Below are 14,838 nucleotides of genomic sequence, written 5' to 3' on the forward strand. Positions count from 1 at the left end.
TTATGATTAATGACATTCTGCTGGGGCTGTCCGACGCGCTGACAGTCACGAACTTCCTGTACATTGCCGCCGGTGTCCTGATTGGGCAGATATTTGCAGCAGCACCGGGAGTGGGAGCGCTCACCGCGGTCACCATCGCTATTCCCTTTACCTTCTACCTGAGCCCGGTGACGGCCATCGGTTTCCTGGTGGGGATCAACAAGGGCGGTACCCTCGGCGGTGCCGTCTCCTCCATCCTGATGAACACGCCGGGTTCGCCCGAGGCCACCGCCACGGCCTTTGACGGTTACCCCATGGCGAAAAAGGGCAGGGCGCTGAAGGCCTTGCGAACCGCCCACGTTTCCTCGGTAACCGGGGACGCCCTCAGTGACATGGTCCTGTTCCTGGTGGCGGCGCCCCTGTCGATCGTGGCCCTACAGATGGGACCGGCTGAAATGGCTGCGGTTATCCTGGTGGCGCTGGTGGTGGTTGGTGGTCTTGTCGGTGACTCCATCGTCAAGGGGCTGATTGCGGCCTTCCTGGGGGTGTTGTTCAGCCTGGTGGGAACCGATCCGGAAACCGCCGGCGGCCGTCTGACTTTCGGTGTCCCGGAACTGATGGATGGCCTGTCCATCAGCGCTGTTGGCATCGGGGTGCTGGCGCTGGGGGAGATCTTCCGACAGATGGTATTCCACCGGGATGATGTTCACGGTGACACCCAGGTGGCGGGCCTGGGCAGTCGGGAGGCCAATCGATTTGGCTGGCAGGACTATCGTCATGTGGCGCCCACCATCCTGCGGTCCTCGGCCATCGGCACCATCATCGGGGCGATTCCGGGACTGGGGTCCTCAGCAGCCGCCTTTCTGGGCTATGCCTCCGCGAAACGGGCCGCCAAGGATCCGGAGTCCTTCGGCAAGGGCGATATCCGGGGCGTGGCGGCAACCGAGGCGGCCAATACCGCCGTAGTCGGTGCCAACTTCATCCCGCTGCTGTCCCTGGGTATTCCGGGGAACGTGGCGGCGGCCCTTATCCTCGGCGCCTTCATCATCCACGGCATCTCACCGGGCCCACAGTTATTCTCCGAGCAGCCCAGGCTGGTGTATGCGCTGTTTGGCGCCATGATGGTGGGTACCTTCTGGAACCTGGTCATCGGCCTGTTCAGCATGAAGCTGTTCTCGAAGGTGGTGCAGCTGCCCCTGGTGCTGGTACTGCCCTGCGTGGTGCTGTTGTGTGTCACCGGCATCCTGGTGGCCACCAACCTGTTCAGCGCCTGGCTGCTGGTGGGCTTCGCGGTCCTGGGCTTTCTGATGCGTATCCTGGACTTCTCGTTCGTGACCTTCATCATCGGCTTCGTGCTGGGGCCGATGTTCGAACTGAACGTACGCCAGACGGTGCTGCTGGCCGACGGCAACGTCACCTTCCTGCTGGGCCGGCCGATTGCCTGCGGCTTTATCCTGCTGGCCCTCTTTATTGCCTGGCGTCTGGCCAGGCGCAGGCAATCCGGGGCCAGTCAGCTATCGGTTTAGGGTACGGTGGCATACTAGCTTTCGCCACTGCCGTTCATTTCCACGGATTGCGCGTGAATCATGGGGGGATCGGAAGATTCGGGGGCCTGCATAAGCGCCATACGTTTCCGCACCAGGGCATCGAATGCCTCAATGGCGTCGTCGGGCACCTGGGCAGCGGTGGGAATATCGGCGGTCATCGGATCGACCGGGCGCCCGTCGACGCGGAACTCGAAATGCAGGTGGGGCCCCGTGGAGCGCCCGGTGTTCCCGGACCGCGCGATCTCCTGGCCACGCTTGATCCGTTGCCCCTTGTTGACCAGTACCCGGCTCAGGTGCAGGTAGCGTGTGGATAGCGACCCATTGTGACGGATATCGACGTACTTGCCGGCGTAGGGATGGTCGCCGACGCGGGTGACCACGCCGTCACCGGTGCTTAGGACCGTCGTGCCGACCGGCGTGGCAAGATCGACCCCGTTGTGGGGCGATACCCTGCCCGTAATGGGGTGCAGGCGGCCGGGATCGAACGGGGAGCTCACCCGGTAGTGCCTGGACGTGGGCCAGCGCCGGAAGGCCGGCAGGATGCTTTCGCCCCTGTCATCGTAGTAGTTTCCGTCGGTATAGAGGAAGGCATTGGTCTCGTGTCCACCGGCTGACAGCGTGACCGCCTCGATGCGGTAACGTCCGGTTCTCTGATCTCCGGTCATTTCATTGGCGATCAGCACCGAGAACGGATCGCCCTTCCGGATTTCCCGCCGGAAGTCGATCTTCTTCTTCAGCAACCGGCCAAGTTCGTCCACCTGTCGTTCACTCATTCCCGCTTCCATGCCGGAGTAGTAGAAGCTCCGCTGAATGGTTCCCGACCGTACCTCATGTGACCAGTAGGTCTCGGCTTCGATCTGCCGGTGGGCAAATTCCCCGTCCGGTTGACGGTCAAAGACCACCTCCCGGGCCGGGTCCAGGTGCAGCGTCAGTTTCTCCAGGTTCTCGTTTTCATCAAACTCGAACGTCAACTCTTTGCCGGGATGAAGGGTCTCAAGCGACAGGAACTCCGCATCGGCCACCAGCAGCTTGTGCAGGTCACTGGCCGGTATCTCCCTGTCATCAAAGATGTCGCTCAGGGTGTCGCCGTCCCGGATGCGGTAGGTTTCGATGGGGTCGGGCTCGGGTACCTTCACCAGGGGGATGATTGGCAGAGCTTCTTCCGGGGCTTCCTGGGTTGTGGCAGGGGGCGGGTCGGAAATCTCCGCCTGCTTGCCGAACAGGGCGGCTGCGTGCTCCGGCAGTCCGGATACACCAACCCCCAGGATCAGTACGCCCAGTAGGAGAAGGATCTTCTGATGTGCTGAAAGAGAGAGTTTTTTTGCCATGCCTTTAATGCTGTCGTGGTGTACTTGCTGCCGTTTCCATTACCCTGCGTGGACGAAACCGCAGGAGACCGGATATCCCGAAGAGTATCGCGGCGGTGCAGACGATGGTCGGCCCGGTCGGGCTGTCCAGGGCGTAGGAAGCACGCAGGCCGACCGAAGCCGCCGTGCATCCTATCACAGCCGCCAGGGTGGCCATGACTTCCGGGGTGCGGCTGAAGGGGCGGGCGGTCGCCGCCGGCAGTATCAGCATGGAGGCAATCAGCAGCACGCCCACCACCTTGATTGCCACGGCGACCACAATAGCCAGGGACAGGGTCAGGATCAATTGTTCGCGTTTCGGCGAGATACCGCTGGCGTGGGCCAGATCCGGGTTCAGGGTGGCGGTCAGCAGCGCGGACCAGCGCATCCCGATCAGTGCCAGCACCAGCCCGGCTCCGCCCCAGATTACCGCCAGGTCGACCTTGCCCACCGACAGGATATCCCCGAACAGATAGGCCATGAGATCTATCCGGATGCCGGAAAGAAAGGATACCGCCACCAGCCCGAAGGCGAGGGCGGAATGAGCCATGACACCCAGCAACGTATCCATGGCGTAGCCACGGCCGCTCAGCAGGGTCACGATCAGTGCCATCAACAGGGACACCACCAGCACGCCGGCGAAAATGGGCGTGGACAGGGTCAGCGACAGGGCCACACCCAGCACCGCCGCGTGGGCCGTGGCGTCACCGAAGTAGGCCATTCGCCGCCACACGATAAAGCAGCCGAGTGGTGCGGCGGCAATGGCAACGCCGATGCCGGCCAGGGTCGCCCTGACCATGAAGTCATCGAGCATTCAGGGCTTCCTTGTACTCCGGGGTGATGGGATAGACCGGCGCCCTGGCCGCGGGCTCTTGCGGCTCGTCGATGCCGAACAGTGACCGGTATTCAGGCATGGCGGCGACTTCCTCAGGGGCCCCCTGGCACACAATGGTTCTATTCAGGCAGATCACCCGGCTGGCCGATTGCATGACCAGTTTCAGTTCGTGGCTGACCAGCACGATCGTGCAATCCATCTCCTGCCGAATCCATTCGATCTGACGATAGAAATCCCGGGTGCCCCCGTAGTCGAGGCCTTGCGAGGCTTCATCCAGCAGTAACAGGTCCGGCTTTTCCAGTATGGCCCTGGCAAGCAGCACCCGCTGGAACTGGCCACCGGACAGCTCCCCCAGTTGCCTGGCGCCCAGCGCTGGAACGCCCGCCCGTTCCAGCGCCCGCTCAAGGTCCCGGCGGTGGTGGCGAACCGGCAGCCGGAGGAAGCGGTGGACGGTCATCGGCATGGTTTCATCGATGTGGAGCCGTTGCGGCACGTAGCTGACGACAAGCCCGTCGCGGCGGGAGATGACGCCGGCGGAGGGCGGCAGCGCGCCAATCAGGGTGCGCAGGAGCGTTGTCTTGCCGGAACCGTTCGGGCCCAGCAAGGCAAGGATCTCGCCCCGCCGGATATCCAGGTCGATATCCCGCAGCAGGGCAGGCCCGCCAAAGCCAATCGCCATGTTCCTGGTGGTGATCAGTGTCATTGTCGTCTACCTGGCACGTTTAATATGTTATAACATAACATTAACGGACAACCAAACGAAGAGGCAAGACGAGAATGAGGAAGACCCAATGGTTTACCCGCGCGCTGGTGGCCCTGTCGCTCCCGTTGAGCGCAGAGGCAGAGGTACCGAAGGTGGCGGTGGACATCACGCCGCTGCACTCACTGGTGGCCCAGGTGATGGCGGGCGCCGGCGAACCGAACCTGCTTGTCCGGCCGGGGGCATCCCCGCACGGGTATTCCCTGAGTCCTTCGGAGGCCGAGGCGCTTCAGGAAGCGGACCTGGTGTTCTGGATTGGCGACGACCTGACACCCTGGATGGAGAAATCCCTGGAAAACCTCGCCTCGAACGCGCAGGTCATCGAAATGCTGGATATCTCCGGCACCACCACCTACCCGTTCCGCGAAGGAGCCACCTTCGAGGGGCACGACCACGGCCATGCTGGTGAAGCCGATGGCAAAGAAAACCATCATAAGGAGGATCACCACAACCACGGGCACGATCACCACTATGAGGGTGTCGACCCCCATGCCTGGCTGGACCCGGCCAACGCCCGGCGGTGGCTGGATGTCATAGCAAAGGCCCTCTCGGAAGAAGATCCGCAAAACGCAGCGCTGTACGCCGGCAATGCCAATGAGGGGAAAAGAATCATCGACGACATCTCCCTCCGCGTGGAAGCGACGGTGGATGAGATGGGTGACCGGGAGTTCATCGTGTTCCACGATGCCTACCAGTACTTCGAAAAACGATTCGGCATCGCGGCGGCGGGCGCCATTTCCATTGGCGATGCCTCCGATCCGGGCCCGGCACGCATCCGGGAGATCCGTGAACGGGTGGCGGAGCTCAACGTTCAATGTGTCTTCACCGAACCCCAGTACAACCCGGATATGGTCAGAACCGTGTTTGAGGGTACTGGTGTCAACACGTCTGCGGTGATGGACCCGTTGGGGGCGGATCTGACGCCAGGTCCCACACTCTATCCGGAGTTGATCAGGGGGCTTGCCGGGTCCCTGCGGTCCTGCTTCGGACTGGAAGGCTGAAGGTTTTCTCCGTCATCCCGCAGCCCGTCATCCGGAGAAACCGGGCACCGCCCCGGCTTCTCATGTGGCATGGGGTTCCCGTAGTGCGCCAGTTTGGTGCCGTTTTCCTGGCGTGATGCCGGCGATATAAATAAAGTCCTTTTAAATCATGATTCTGGAATTCCTGAACACTTGGCCAGTTTTTTGCTCGCCCATGAAGGTGTGATTCGTTCACCCAATAAAACGACGATAATCAAACCGTTCAGGAGATGTATCCATGAGCCTTAAACGCAGCCTGGCGCTTGCTGCCGCCATTACCCTGTCTGCCCCCGCCATGGCACAGGACCCCATGAAAGTGGGCTTTGTCTATGTGGGTCCCATTGGTGACCACGGCTGGAGCTACCAGCACGACCTGGGGCGTCTTGCCGTTGAAGAGCATTTCGGTGACAAGGTAGACACCACCTACGTGGAGAATGTTAGCGAGGGAGCCGATGCCGAACGCACCATCCGCCGTCTGGCCCAGGCGGGCAACGACGTGATCTTTACCACCTCCTTCGGTTTCATGAACCCCACCGCGAGGGTGGCGGAGCAGTTTCCGGACGTGACCTTCCTGCATGCCACCGGCTATAAACAGGCCGAGAATCTGGGCACCTACCTGTCAGTAACCTATGAAGGCCGTTACGTGACCGGCACTGCGGCGGGCCTGGTTACCGAAACCGATACCCTGGGCTATATCGCGTCCTTCCCGATTCCGGAAGTGATCCGTGACATCAACGCCGTTTACCTGGGCGCCAAGGAAGTGAACCCGGACATCGAACTCAAAGTGGTCTGGGCCAACACCTGGTTCGATCCGGCCAAGGAAGCCGACGCCGCCAACGCACTGATGGACCAGGGTGCCGACGTGATCGTCCAGCACACCGACAGCCCGGCACCGCTGCTCGCAGCCGAAAAGCGGGATAACTGGGGGGTGGGCCAGGCGTCCGACATGCGCAAGTTCGGTGGCGACGCCCACCTGCTGTCCGTGGTCAATGACTGGGCGCCTTACTACATCGACACTATTCAGTCCGTTATGGATGGTACCTGGGAACCGAAGGACTACTGGGGCGGTATTTCCGAGGATGTCATTCAGATTGTCGGCATCAGCGACCGTCTGACCGACGAGCAGCGGGCGAAGGTGGACGAGGTGATTGCCGCCATCGACAGTGGCGAATTCCATCCGTTCACCGGCCCCCTCAAGGACCAGTCCGGCAAGCTGCGCGTACCGGAAGGTGAGCGCATGACCCACGAGGAACTGGCCAGCATGGACTGGTATGTGGAAGGCATGACCGCCAACCTGCCGGAGTAAGTCTCTCCGGTTCTGATCGACCATGATAAAAGCCGGCGGGTGATCTCACCTGCCGGCTTTTTCGTGCTCAGGCGTCGGCCAGTAATTCGGCAACGCTCTCCCGTACCTGGCGGGTCAGCTCGGCCTCATCCAGGTCGCCAACCCGACCATCCTTCACGATCTGCCGTCCCTGCACGAAACTGTCCCGCACCGTCACCGGTTCACCACACATCAGCGGTGCCATCAGTGGCGAATGGACGCCGGCGAAACGGGGCTGGTCGATGTCGTACAGCACCAGGTCCGCCGCCTTGCCAACGGCCAGGGTTCCGGTATCGCCAAGGCCCAGCAGCTCCGCGCCGCCACGGCTGCCCCAGTCCAGCACCTGTTCCAGGGTGGTGACGTCCGGGCCGTGCACGGCACGGTGGATCAGCCAGGTGAGGTTGAGTTCCTGCAGCATGGAGCCGGACTCGGCGGAGGCCGAGCCATCCACAGCCAGTGAGACAGGCACCCCGGCTTTCTGCATATCGATGACGGGCGCGATACCGCTACCCAGCCGGCAGTTGGACGTGGGGCAGTGGGCAATGCCGGTGCCGCAGGCGGCAAGACGCTCAATAGCGTGCGGATCGCTGTGCACCAGATGGGCATACCAGACGTCCGGCCCCAGCCAGTCGCAGGATTCCGCGTAGTCGATGGCGCTCAGACCATACTTCTCCCGGGCCTGGATCTCATCGAACTCCACCTCCAGCAGGTGCGAGTGCATCTTCAGGCCATGCTCCCGGGCCCATTGTGCCTGCGCCTTCAGGCCGTCGGGTGTGCTGGAATGGATCAGGCTGGTGGGGGCCACCACCAGTTTCTTCATGGCGTCGGGGCCATCCTGATGATGCTTGCGGCGGGTGGCATCCAGGCGGTCGATCACCTGCTCAATGGTCTCCGGCTCGATACGGTGCTCGATCATGCCCTCGTGGGAGCCGGTTTCCGTGGCACTGCCGCGACACAGCACCAGTCGTATCCCCAGCTCATCGGCAGCCTGCCAGACCGCTTCCTCCAGCTCCGGGCTGGTGGTGGCGTGGTACAGGTAGTGGTGGTCGGCGCAGGTGGTGGCACCGGAACGGATCAGTTCGTACAGGCCCAGGCGGGCGGCGTGGTACATCAGTTCCGGCGTCACCTTGGGCCAGAAGCGGTAGGGCACGCTGCTGAGCCATTCGCCGAGGCCCTGGTTCAGACCTGCCGGCACGCCCTTCATGATGGACTGGGCCAGGTGGTGATGGGTGTTCACCAGCCCCGGCCAGATAACACAACCGGAGGCGTCGATAACGGTTTCCGGCTGCTCTGGTGTGGAGGTCAGGTCCCGGCCCAACTCGGCAATGCGGCCATCGCGGATACGGATGTCCCGGGCACCGGGGGCCTCATCGGAATGTACCGCGACGGCATTCTGGATCAGATAGTTCACTGGTTGCTCCTTTGCGAACGAAAGAGCAATGTCCCGAAGCCTTACCGGGATCCGGCAGGCCTCTGACCGCTTCTACTCTCTGTGTATCGTATGACACTGGCTGTGTATGGAATGACACTGGGTAGATAGCGCAATGCAAGATCGCTTCCATTATTTGACCAACTGGTCAGATCAATGATTTTCCCGCCCGATGGGTTTCAACGTGGCACCTTCATAGTGCATGTGTGACAGATTATGCACCGTCATGGTTCCGGGGCAGGGCGGATGCATACCGGCACCGTGGTCAAGTGACTGATTGTTGGATGGGTTTTCCCGGGGAGGCGGTGGCATGGATGCTGCTTCCCACTGTTCAGCGGGTCATGGCCAGGTGGCTGACCTGCCCAGTCTGAGTAGAAGCAGTCAGTCGCCAGCCTTCCGGTTGTCGTCGGGTCATTGCTCAGTCGTCGACCGGAGATGCGAGAACGGTAGGCGGCGACAGCAGGACCCACTGCGTTTGCGCCTGCCCCTCGTCTCCTCCGGTGCGTTTATCCCAATCAGACGATAGCCCCGGGAGGCACCGATGACCAACACTGCAGAAAAGTACGCGCTGAAAGAGCTCAACCTGGAAACTACCTTCGGTGGCATGGGCAGGGAGATCGACCGGGACGTGCCCGTGATCGACCTGACCGACTTCGACCAGCGCCGGGAGGAGATCACCGACCAGCTCTGGGACGCCGCCACGGAAGTGGGTTTCTTCCAGCTGTCCAACCACGGCCTGGACCTGGCCCTGATCAAACAGGCTTTCAGCCTGTCCGAGAAGTTCTTCGCCCTGCCGGAATCCGAGAAACAGCGCTTCCCCCTGAAGAGGGGCCTGAACGCCGGCTGGGAGTACAAGTCCCAGGTGCGCCCGTCCACCGGCACGGCGGACGACAAGGAGTCCTACCAGATCACCCTGCCGCACATGGACGACCTCTGGCCGAACCAGACCGTGGTGCCGGAGTTCCATCGGGTGATGCTGGACTTCGAACACCGGGCCTGGCAACTGGGCATGAAGGTATTGTCGTGCTTCGCCGACCGCCTGGGTTTTGAACGGGATTTCTTCACCCGTGCCCACGACCGCACCCGCGAGGACTACCAGAGCACCCTGCGGCTGCTGCACTACCTGCCGCTGCCGGAGGATCACCAGCCGGACGAATCCATCTGGCGGGCCGGTGCCCACACCGACTTCGACTGCCTGACCATGGTGTTCCAGCAGGAAGGCCAGGGCGGCCTTCAGGTCAGCCCCGGCAAGGACGCGGAAGGCAAAGGTGATAACCGTGAGTGGTTCAGCGTCACCCCGAAGGAAGACCGCATCACCTGCAACATCGGCGACATGCTGATGCGCTGGAGCGACGACCGTCTCAAGTCCACCCTGCACCGGGTGCGTATGCCCAGGCCGGGTGAGTACAACGGCCCCCGCTACAGCCTGGCGTTTTTCTGCCAGGCCAACAAGGAAGAGATCATCCAGGGCCCGGAGCAGAAATACCCGCCCATCTCCGCCCGGGACTACCTGCTGCAGCGGATCCAGGCGAACTTTGATGCCGCCGAAAAGGCGGCGGCTGCCAGGGAGTAATACCTCCTGTCCCGGGGCTTCTGCCGGAAGCCCCGGGTTCCAACGCAATCAGCCAGGACCTTCAGGTCGTCTACGGTTCACTATATACATCCCATACGTGTCACGGGGTTGAGCGGTCTGTCTTGCTGGCCCTGTTGCTTTCCATTAACTTGATGCCATTAATACAACAGAAGAAAAACGTCGCGGATCAGGATTCACGCATTGGAAGCTCTTCTTATCGTTGTAGTTGCCGGCATCATGCTTTTGGTGCCGGTGGGATCATTGCTGGGGTTTCTCGCCTTTCGTGCCAGCGGTCGGCAGACCTCCCGGATAGCGGAACTTGATAAGGAGTTGGCGCAGCTACGCCAGGAACTTGCCTACCTGAAAGCGGAGCCCCCGATCGACGATCCAGAGGAAGAGCCGTCCCTCGATCTGGACCTGGAACCGGTTCCGGAACCGATGAGCCGCCAGCCTGATCCGATTCCACGGCCTGTCACCTCATCCGAACCCGAGGAACCTCCCCGGGACGACTCACCAAAGGTGCCAGAACCCACACCGGTGGTGTCCTTGGAAAACCGCCTACTGGCTGCCCTGAAAGAGAACTGGATGGTCTGGCTGGGGGCCCTCAGTGTCAGCCTTGCCGGCATCTTCATGGTGAGCCACTCCATCACGTCGGGATTGATCGGCCCTGTCCAGCAGTTCCTGCTGGCGCTGTTGGTGGGCCTGGCCCTGCATGCCGGAGCGGAGTTCCTGCGCCGCCGCCATATGGGCACTGATCAGGTGTTTGCGGCGCTCGCGGGCGGGGGCAGCGTTACGTTGTATGCGGCCCTGCTGGCAGGGGTTCACCTTTTCGAACTGCTTGGACCGGCGACCGCCCTGGTAGCCCTGGCGGTGGTTTCGCTTATCACCATGCTGCTGGCCCTGGTGCATGGGCCGCTGTTGGCGGTGATGGGGCTCAGTGGTGCCTATGTGGTACCGATTCTGGTCGGAGGCGAGGACGGTGGCGGAGCCTTCCTGCTCGGCTACAGCTTTGTGATCACCCTCAGTTCCCTGTTGCTGATGCGCTATGTGTTCCGTCTCTGGCTGTGGTACGCCACTGTGTCAGGCGCTCTGCTGTGGTGGCTGCTGGTGATTGGCTTTTTCTCCAGCGATCTGTCAGCGGCCTGCTACCTCTCGGCGTTGTTTGTCCTGTTCTCGATACTGCCGGGTGCCCCCCGGGTTCCGGTTCGCCAATGTGCCATCGCGCTGATGATGCTGTTGCTTGCCTGGGCGGCGTCGATCACGTTGCAGCCGCTGGCGGATCCAACGTTCGCCGGATGGCTGATACTGATCCCCATTGCGGTGGTGACGCCCATGAGCCGGGGCCTGCTCTGGTTCCTGCCCTGGGCGGCGGTGTTGGCCACGTTTGCCGGCTGGCTGGGGTACGCAGGACGCGGTCACTCACTCGAGGTGCTGACACCCCTGGACACGGCTCACCACGGTGCCTTCCTGGCCTACCTGGGCATGGTGGCCGTGGCGACGACCCTGCCGGCCTTCTGGCGGTGGCAGCAGCAGGTGGACCTCCGGCGCTGGGCCTCGCTGGTGCTGGTATCACCGGTTGTGTGGCTGGTGCTGGGATGGCTGCTGACCAACGGCGGGGCGCCATCCGTCCCCTGGGCGATCTTCACGTTGCTGGCCGGGGGCGTCTACGGCGGGCTGGCCTGGTTTATGGACCGGAACGAGCGGTATCGGGCCGGCCTCGTCTGGGCATTGCTGGCCGCCCATGCCTGCTACTCCCTGGCGGTGGTCATGTGGTTGCAGGAGGCGTCGCTGACCCTGGCGCTGGCGGCGCAGTTCGTCAGCCTCGTGCTGCTCGCCAGACGTTACCAGGCCCCGGAGCTGTACCTGTTGCTGAAAGCCATACTGGCGGTTGTGGTGGCACGCCTTACCTTCAATCCCTGGCTGGGTAACTATGAGGCCAGCGTTCACTGGACGCTCCTTACCTATGGCGGCGTCGCCCTCAGCAGTGCCATCGCCACGTGGCTGACGTCCCGGGATAGTCGTATCCGGCTGTGGCTGGAGGGGGCGACCCTGCATTTCGTGGTGTTGTTCCTGGGCGCGGTTCTGCGTTACTGGCTGTACGACGGAGAGATCTTTATTCAAAGTTACGGGCTCACCGAGGCGGCCATCAATACCGCCCTGTGGGGCGCCCTGAGCGTGGTGTACGTGGTCCGGGCGCAGGCCAGTGTCTCCATGGCCTGGTTCTACCGACTGCTGGCGCGGATTCTACTGGTGCTGGCGGGACTGAGCTACCTGACGGTGATCACGGTGAACAACCCCTGGTGGCAAATGGACCTTATTGGTGATGCACCGGTCTTCAACCTGCTGTTGCTGGCCTACGGTGCGCCTGTGCTGTTGGCCCTGGCGCATGCCCGTTTCTCCGACCTCGTGCCAAAACTCTGGGCGCAGTGCGGGGCCGCCGCCGCGTTCCTGCTGTTCACGGCCCTGGAAATCCGGCAACTGTGGCAGGGAAGCGAGATCGCGTATTGGTACGGCGTGTCCGAAGGCGAGCTATACACCTACTCCATCGTGGGCATGGGGTACGCCATCGCGGCGATCCTCTGGTCGATCCGCCGCAACAGCGAGTGGCTTCACAAGGGTGGCATGGCGCTGCTTGGTGTGGTGATCGCCAAGATCTTCCTGGTGGATATGTCGGGTTTGCAGGGGCTGTGGCGTGTTGCTGCCTTTATGGGGCTGGGGCTGGCGTTGCTGGGTCTGGCATGGATGTATCGGCGGACGCGTAAAACCGAGGGGCCGGCAGCGGCGGGCGAATAGTCCGTCTCAAGCACCACTCTCAATCGCCACACTCGACCGCATCACCGCCTTGTCCCGGCCCGGCGGCGCCCCGAACAGCTTGCGATAATCCCGGCTGAACTGTGAGGGGCTTTCATAGCCGACCTGGTAGCCAACGCTCGCCACTTCCTGCTCGCTTAACAGCAACCGCCGGGCCTCCTGCAGGCGCACCAGCTTCTGGAACTGCACCGGCGTTAACCGGGTGATGCTCTTGAAATGCCGGTGGAAAGACGCCGGACTCATGCTCGCCATCGCCGCCAGTTCGGCCACCCGGAAGGGCTGTTGGTAGTTCGCCTGCATCCAGGCCGTTACCCGGCCAATGCGGGCGGTGTCGCTGTCCTTCAGGCCGATCTGCTGCAGGGCCGGCCCCAGCGGCGAGCGCAGGACACGCCAGCAGATTTCCCGACGTACCAGGGGCTCCAGCACCTCGCGATCATCCGGCTGGTCGAGTAGCTGGAGCAGGCGAGTGACAGGATCGTACAGCTCATCCGGCATTGCGGCCGTCACCATCGCCGGCTGTCTGGGGCCCCGGTATGCCATCTCCGGATGGGTCACCAGCAGCTCGGAAATCATGGCCGGATCAATCGCCAGACTCAGTGCCAGATACGGCCTGTCGGGGGCTGCCTCTACAATGCGGGAGTTGACCGGCACATTCACGGACGCCAGCAGGCACTCACCCCGTCGGTAATGAAACGTCGATTCCCCAACCGCCGTTACCTTGGCCCCCTGCAGGACAATGCAGAACGAGGTCTGGTAAAGGGCCCGGATGGTGCCGCTGGGTTCCAACGCGCGGGTCAGGCGAAGACCGTCGATGGCATTCTCCAGGCCATGGGTCAGCCATTGCTGCGCAACCAGATCACGGAGCTGGTCCAGGGCAGGGTTGTCCGGTTGCATCGGAACGACATTGGGCTGGGCGGTCATGGCGGTCTCCTGTTCTGATTCGATCATAAGTCTTCCGGTGCTACAGGTCAGCACGCCCTTCAGCAGGTTGAGAGGATTGTGCAATCCCCTGAGAGTTTCCGCCAGCCCGGTTCTGTAGACATCACCTAGTATGGATCAACGGTCCTGCTACGGCAGCTTGTCCCACAACCATGAGGTGATCGACGATGACGACAACTCCCAACCTGCCCCAACCCTCCAATGAGTCGCCCCTGCGCCTGCGCACCTTGGGCGACTCGGGCCTGTTTGTATCGGAACTGTGCCTGGGCACCATGACCTTCGGTGGCGGTGACGACATGTGGGGGCTGATCGGCCAGCTCCAGCAGGAACAGGCCGATGAACTGGTGAAGACCGCCCTGGAGGCGGGAATCAACTTTATCGATACCGCCAACGTCTATGGTGGTGGTGCCAGTGAGCGCATCGTAGGCCAGTCCCTGAAGAATCTGGATGTCCGCCGCGAAGACGTGGTGCTGGCCACCAAGGTGCTCGGCCCCATGGGCGAGGGCCCCAATGCCCGCGGCGCCTCCCGTGGCCATATCATGAGCGAACTGAAGGCCAGCCTGCAGCGCCTGCAAACCGACTATATCGACCTGTACCAGATCCACGGTTTCGACCCGGCCACGCCGATCGAGGAAACCCTGGAGGCACTGAACACCCTGGTGCAACACGGCCATGTCCGCTACGTCGGCCTGTCCAACTGGGCCGCCTGGCAGGTGATGAAGGCCGTGGGCATTACCCGGGCCCGCCACCTGTGCCCGATCCTCTCATTACAGGCCTACTACACCCTGGTGGGCCGGGACCTGGAGCGGGAGGTGATCCCCATGCTGGAATCCGAGAACATCGGCCTGATGGTCTGGAGCCCGCTGGCAGGTGGTTACCTGTCCGGCAAGTATGAAGGACCGGATGTGTCGGAAGAAAACCGCCGCGCCAGGTTCGATTTCCCACCTGTTGACCGGGAGCGGGGCAGTGCAGTGATCACCACCATGCGGGAGATCGCCGCCGGCAAGCAGGTGGACGGCCAGCCGGTCAGCGTGGCGCAAATCGCCCTGGCCTGGCTGCTGCACCAGAACGCCGTCACCAGTGTCATCATCGGCGCCAAGCGGGCTGACCAGTTGCAGGACAATATCCGGGCCGCACAGGTTCGCTTCTCGGAAGACGAACTGACGGCCCTGGATGAGGTCAGCCGCCTGCCGGCGGAGTACCCCGGCTGGATGCTGGAGCGCCAGGGGGCGTATCGGGCGCATATGAAGGGCTGATTTAGGCGTGCCCTGACGCT

At 62.5% G+C, this 14,838-nt stretch carries 11 protein-coding genes; 6 read left to right on the forward strand and 5 right to left on the reverse strand.

The window, feature by feature from the left end:
• Positions 1-2: 2 nt before the first annotated feature.
• The gene (locus tag ACJO2E_RS17805; protein ID WP_406965637.1) at positions 3-1,505 is read left to right on the forward strand and encodes a tripartite tricarboxylate transporter permease; all 1,503 of its coding nucleotides are present in this window, start codon (positions 3-5) and stop codon (positions 1,503-1,505) included.
• 14 nt (positions 1,506-1,519) lie between these two features.
• Here the strand turns inward: ACJO2E_RS17805 and ACJO2E_RS17810 are convergent, their stop codons facing one another.
• The 3 genes from ACJO2E_RS17810 to ACJO2E_RS17820 are packed head-to-tail and all read right to left on the reverse strand — an operon-like array spanning position 1,520 to position 4,410.
• Positions 1,520-2,854: a peptidoglycan DD-metalloendopeptidase family protein gene (locus ACJO2E_RS17810; protein ID WP_406965638.1), complete on the reverse strand. Its 1,335-nt coding sequence runs from the start codon at positions 2,852-2,854 to the stop codon at positions 1,520-1,522.
• 4 nt (positions 2,855-2,858) lie between these two features.
• Positions 2,859-3,686, reverse strand: a complete 828-nt coding sequence (locus ACJO2E_RS17815; RefSeq protein ID WP_406965639.1) for a metal ABC transporter permease — start codon at positions 3,684-3,686, stop codon at positions 2,859-2,861.
• Positions 3,676-4,410, reverse strand: a complete 735-nt coding sequence (locus tag ACJO2E_RS17820) for a metal ABC transporter ATP-binding protein (RefSeq protein ID WP_406965640.1) — start codon at positions 4,408-4,410, stop codon at positions 3,676-3,678. The genes ACJO2E_RS17815 and ACJO2E_RS17820 overlap by 11 nt, the downstream gene beginning before the upstream one ends.
• A 74-nt stretch (positions 4,411-4,484) precedes the next feature.
• Here ACJO2E_RS17820 and ACJO2E_RS17825 point away from each other — a divergent pair, with 74 nt between their 5' ends.
• Positions 4,485-5,468, forward strand: a complete 984-nt coding sequence (locus ACJO2E_RS17825) for a zinc ABC transporter substrate-binding protein (RefSeq protein ID WP_406965641.1) — start codon at positions 4,485-4,487, stop codon at positions 5,466-5,468.
• A gap of 256 nt (positions 5,469-5,724) precedes the next feature.
• Positions 5,725-6,792: a BMP family ABC transporter substrate-binding protein gene (locus ACJO2E_RS17830; RefSeq protein WP_406965642.1), complete on the forward strand. Its 1,068-nt coding sequence runs from the start codon at positions 5,725-5,727 to the stop codon at positions 6,790-6,792.
• A 67-nt stretch (positions 6,793-6,859) separates the two neighbouring features.
• Here ACJO2E_RS17830 and ACJO2E_RS17835 read toward each other — a convergent pair whose 3' ends face one another.
• Positions 6,860-8,221, reverse strand: coding sequence for an amidohydrolase family protein (locus ACJO2E_RS17835; RefSeq protein WP_406965644.1), 1,362 nt, complete (start codon positions 8,219-8,221; stop codon positions 6,860-6,862).
• Positions 8,222-8,780: 559 nt separating this feature from the next.
• On the opposite strand from ACJO2E_RS17835, the gene ACJO2E_RS17840 reads away from it, so the two are divergent.
• A complete protein-coding gene (locus ACJO2E_RS17840; protein WP_406965646.1) occupies positions 8,781-9,812 on the forward strand; it encodes an isopenicillin N synthase family dioxygenase in 1,032 nt (343 codons plus the stop codon).
• A gap of 201 nt (positions 9,813-10,013) precedes the next feature.
• A complete protein-coding gene (locus ACJO2E_RS17845) occupies positions 10,014-12,605 on the forward strand; it encodes a DUF2339 domain-containing protein (RefSeq protein WP_406965648.1) in 2,592 nt (863 codons plus the stop codon).
• 6 nt (positions 12,606-12,611) lie between these two features.
• Here the strand turns inward: ACJO2E_RS17845 and ACJO2E_RS17850 are convergent, their stop codons facing one another.
• On the reverse strand, positions 12,612-13,571 hold the full coding sequence (locus ACJO2E_RS17850) for an AraC family transcriptional regulator (protein WP_406965649.1): 960 nt from the start codon (positions 13,569-13,571) through the stop codon (positions 12,612-12,614).
• 158 nt (positions 13,572-13,729) lie between these two features.
• Between ACJO2E_RS17850 and ACJO2E_RS17855 the strand changes: the two genes are divergently transcribed.
• Positions 13,730-14,818: an aldo/keto reductase gene (locus ACJO2E_RS17855; protein ID WP_406965650.1), complete on the forward strand. Its 1,089-nt coding sequence runs from the start codon at positions 13,730-13,732 to the stop codon at positions 14,816-14,818.
• Positions 14,819-14,838 lie beyond the last annotated feature (20 nt).

The organism is Marinobacter shunpengi, assembly GCF_045449695.1.
GTDB lineage: Bacteria > Pseudomonadota > Gammaproteobacteria > Pseudomonadales > Oleiphilaceae > Marinobacter.

What these genes read in the sequence shown, in the direction of transcription:
- ACJO2E_RS17805 (WP_406965637.1), top strand. Translation starts at nt 3, where the DNA reads ATGATTAATGACATTCTGCTGGGGCTGTCCGACGCGCTGACAGTCACG.
- ACJO2E_RS17810 (WP_406965638.1), bottom strand. Translation starts at nt 2,854, where the DNA reads ATGGCAAAAAAACTCTCTCTTTCAGCACATCAGAAGATCCTTCTCCTA.
- ACJO2E_RS17815 (WP_406965639.1), bottom strand. Translation starts at nt 3,686, where the DNA reads ATGCTCGATGACTTCATGGTCAGGGCGACCCTGGCCGGCATCGGCGTT.
- ACJO2E_RS17820 (WP_406965640.1), bottom strand. Translation starts at nt 4,410, where the DNA reads ATGACACTGATCACCACCAGGAACATGGCGATTGGCTTTGGCGGGCCT.
- ACJO2E_RS17825 (WP_406965641.1), top strand. Translation starts at nt 4,485, where the DNA reads ATGAGGAAGACCCAATGGTTTACCCGCGCGCTGGTGGCCCTGTCGCTC.
- ACJO2E_RS17830 (WP_406965642.1), top strand. Translation starts at nt 5,725, where the DNA reads ATGAGCCTTAAACGCAGCCTGGCGCTTGCTGCCGCCATTACCCTGTCT.
- ACJO2E_RS17840 (WP_406965646.1), top strand. Translation starts at nt 8,781, where the DNA reads ATGACCAACACTGCAGAAAAGTACGCGCTGAAAGAGCTCAACCTGGAA.
- ACJO2E_RS17850 (WP_406965649.1), bottom strand. Translation starts at nt 13,571, where the DNA reads ATGATCGAATCAGAACAGGAGACCGCCATGACCGCCCAGCCCAATGTC.
- ACJO2E_RS17855 (WP_406965650.1), top strand. Translation starts at nt 13,730, where the DNA reads ATGACGACAACTCCCAACCTGCCCCAACCCTCCAATGAGTCGCCCCTG.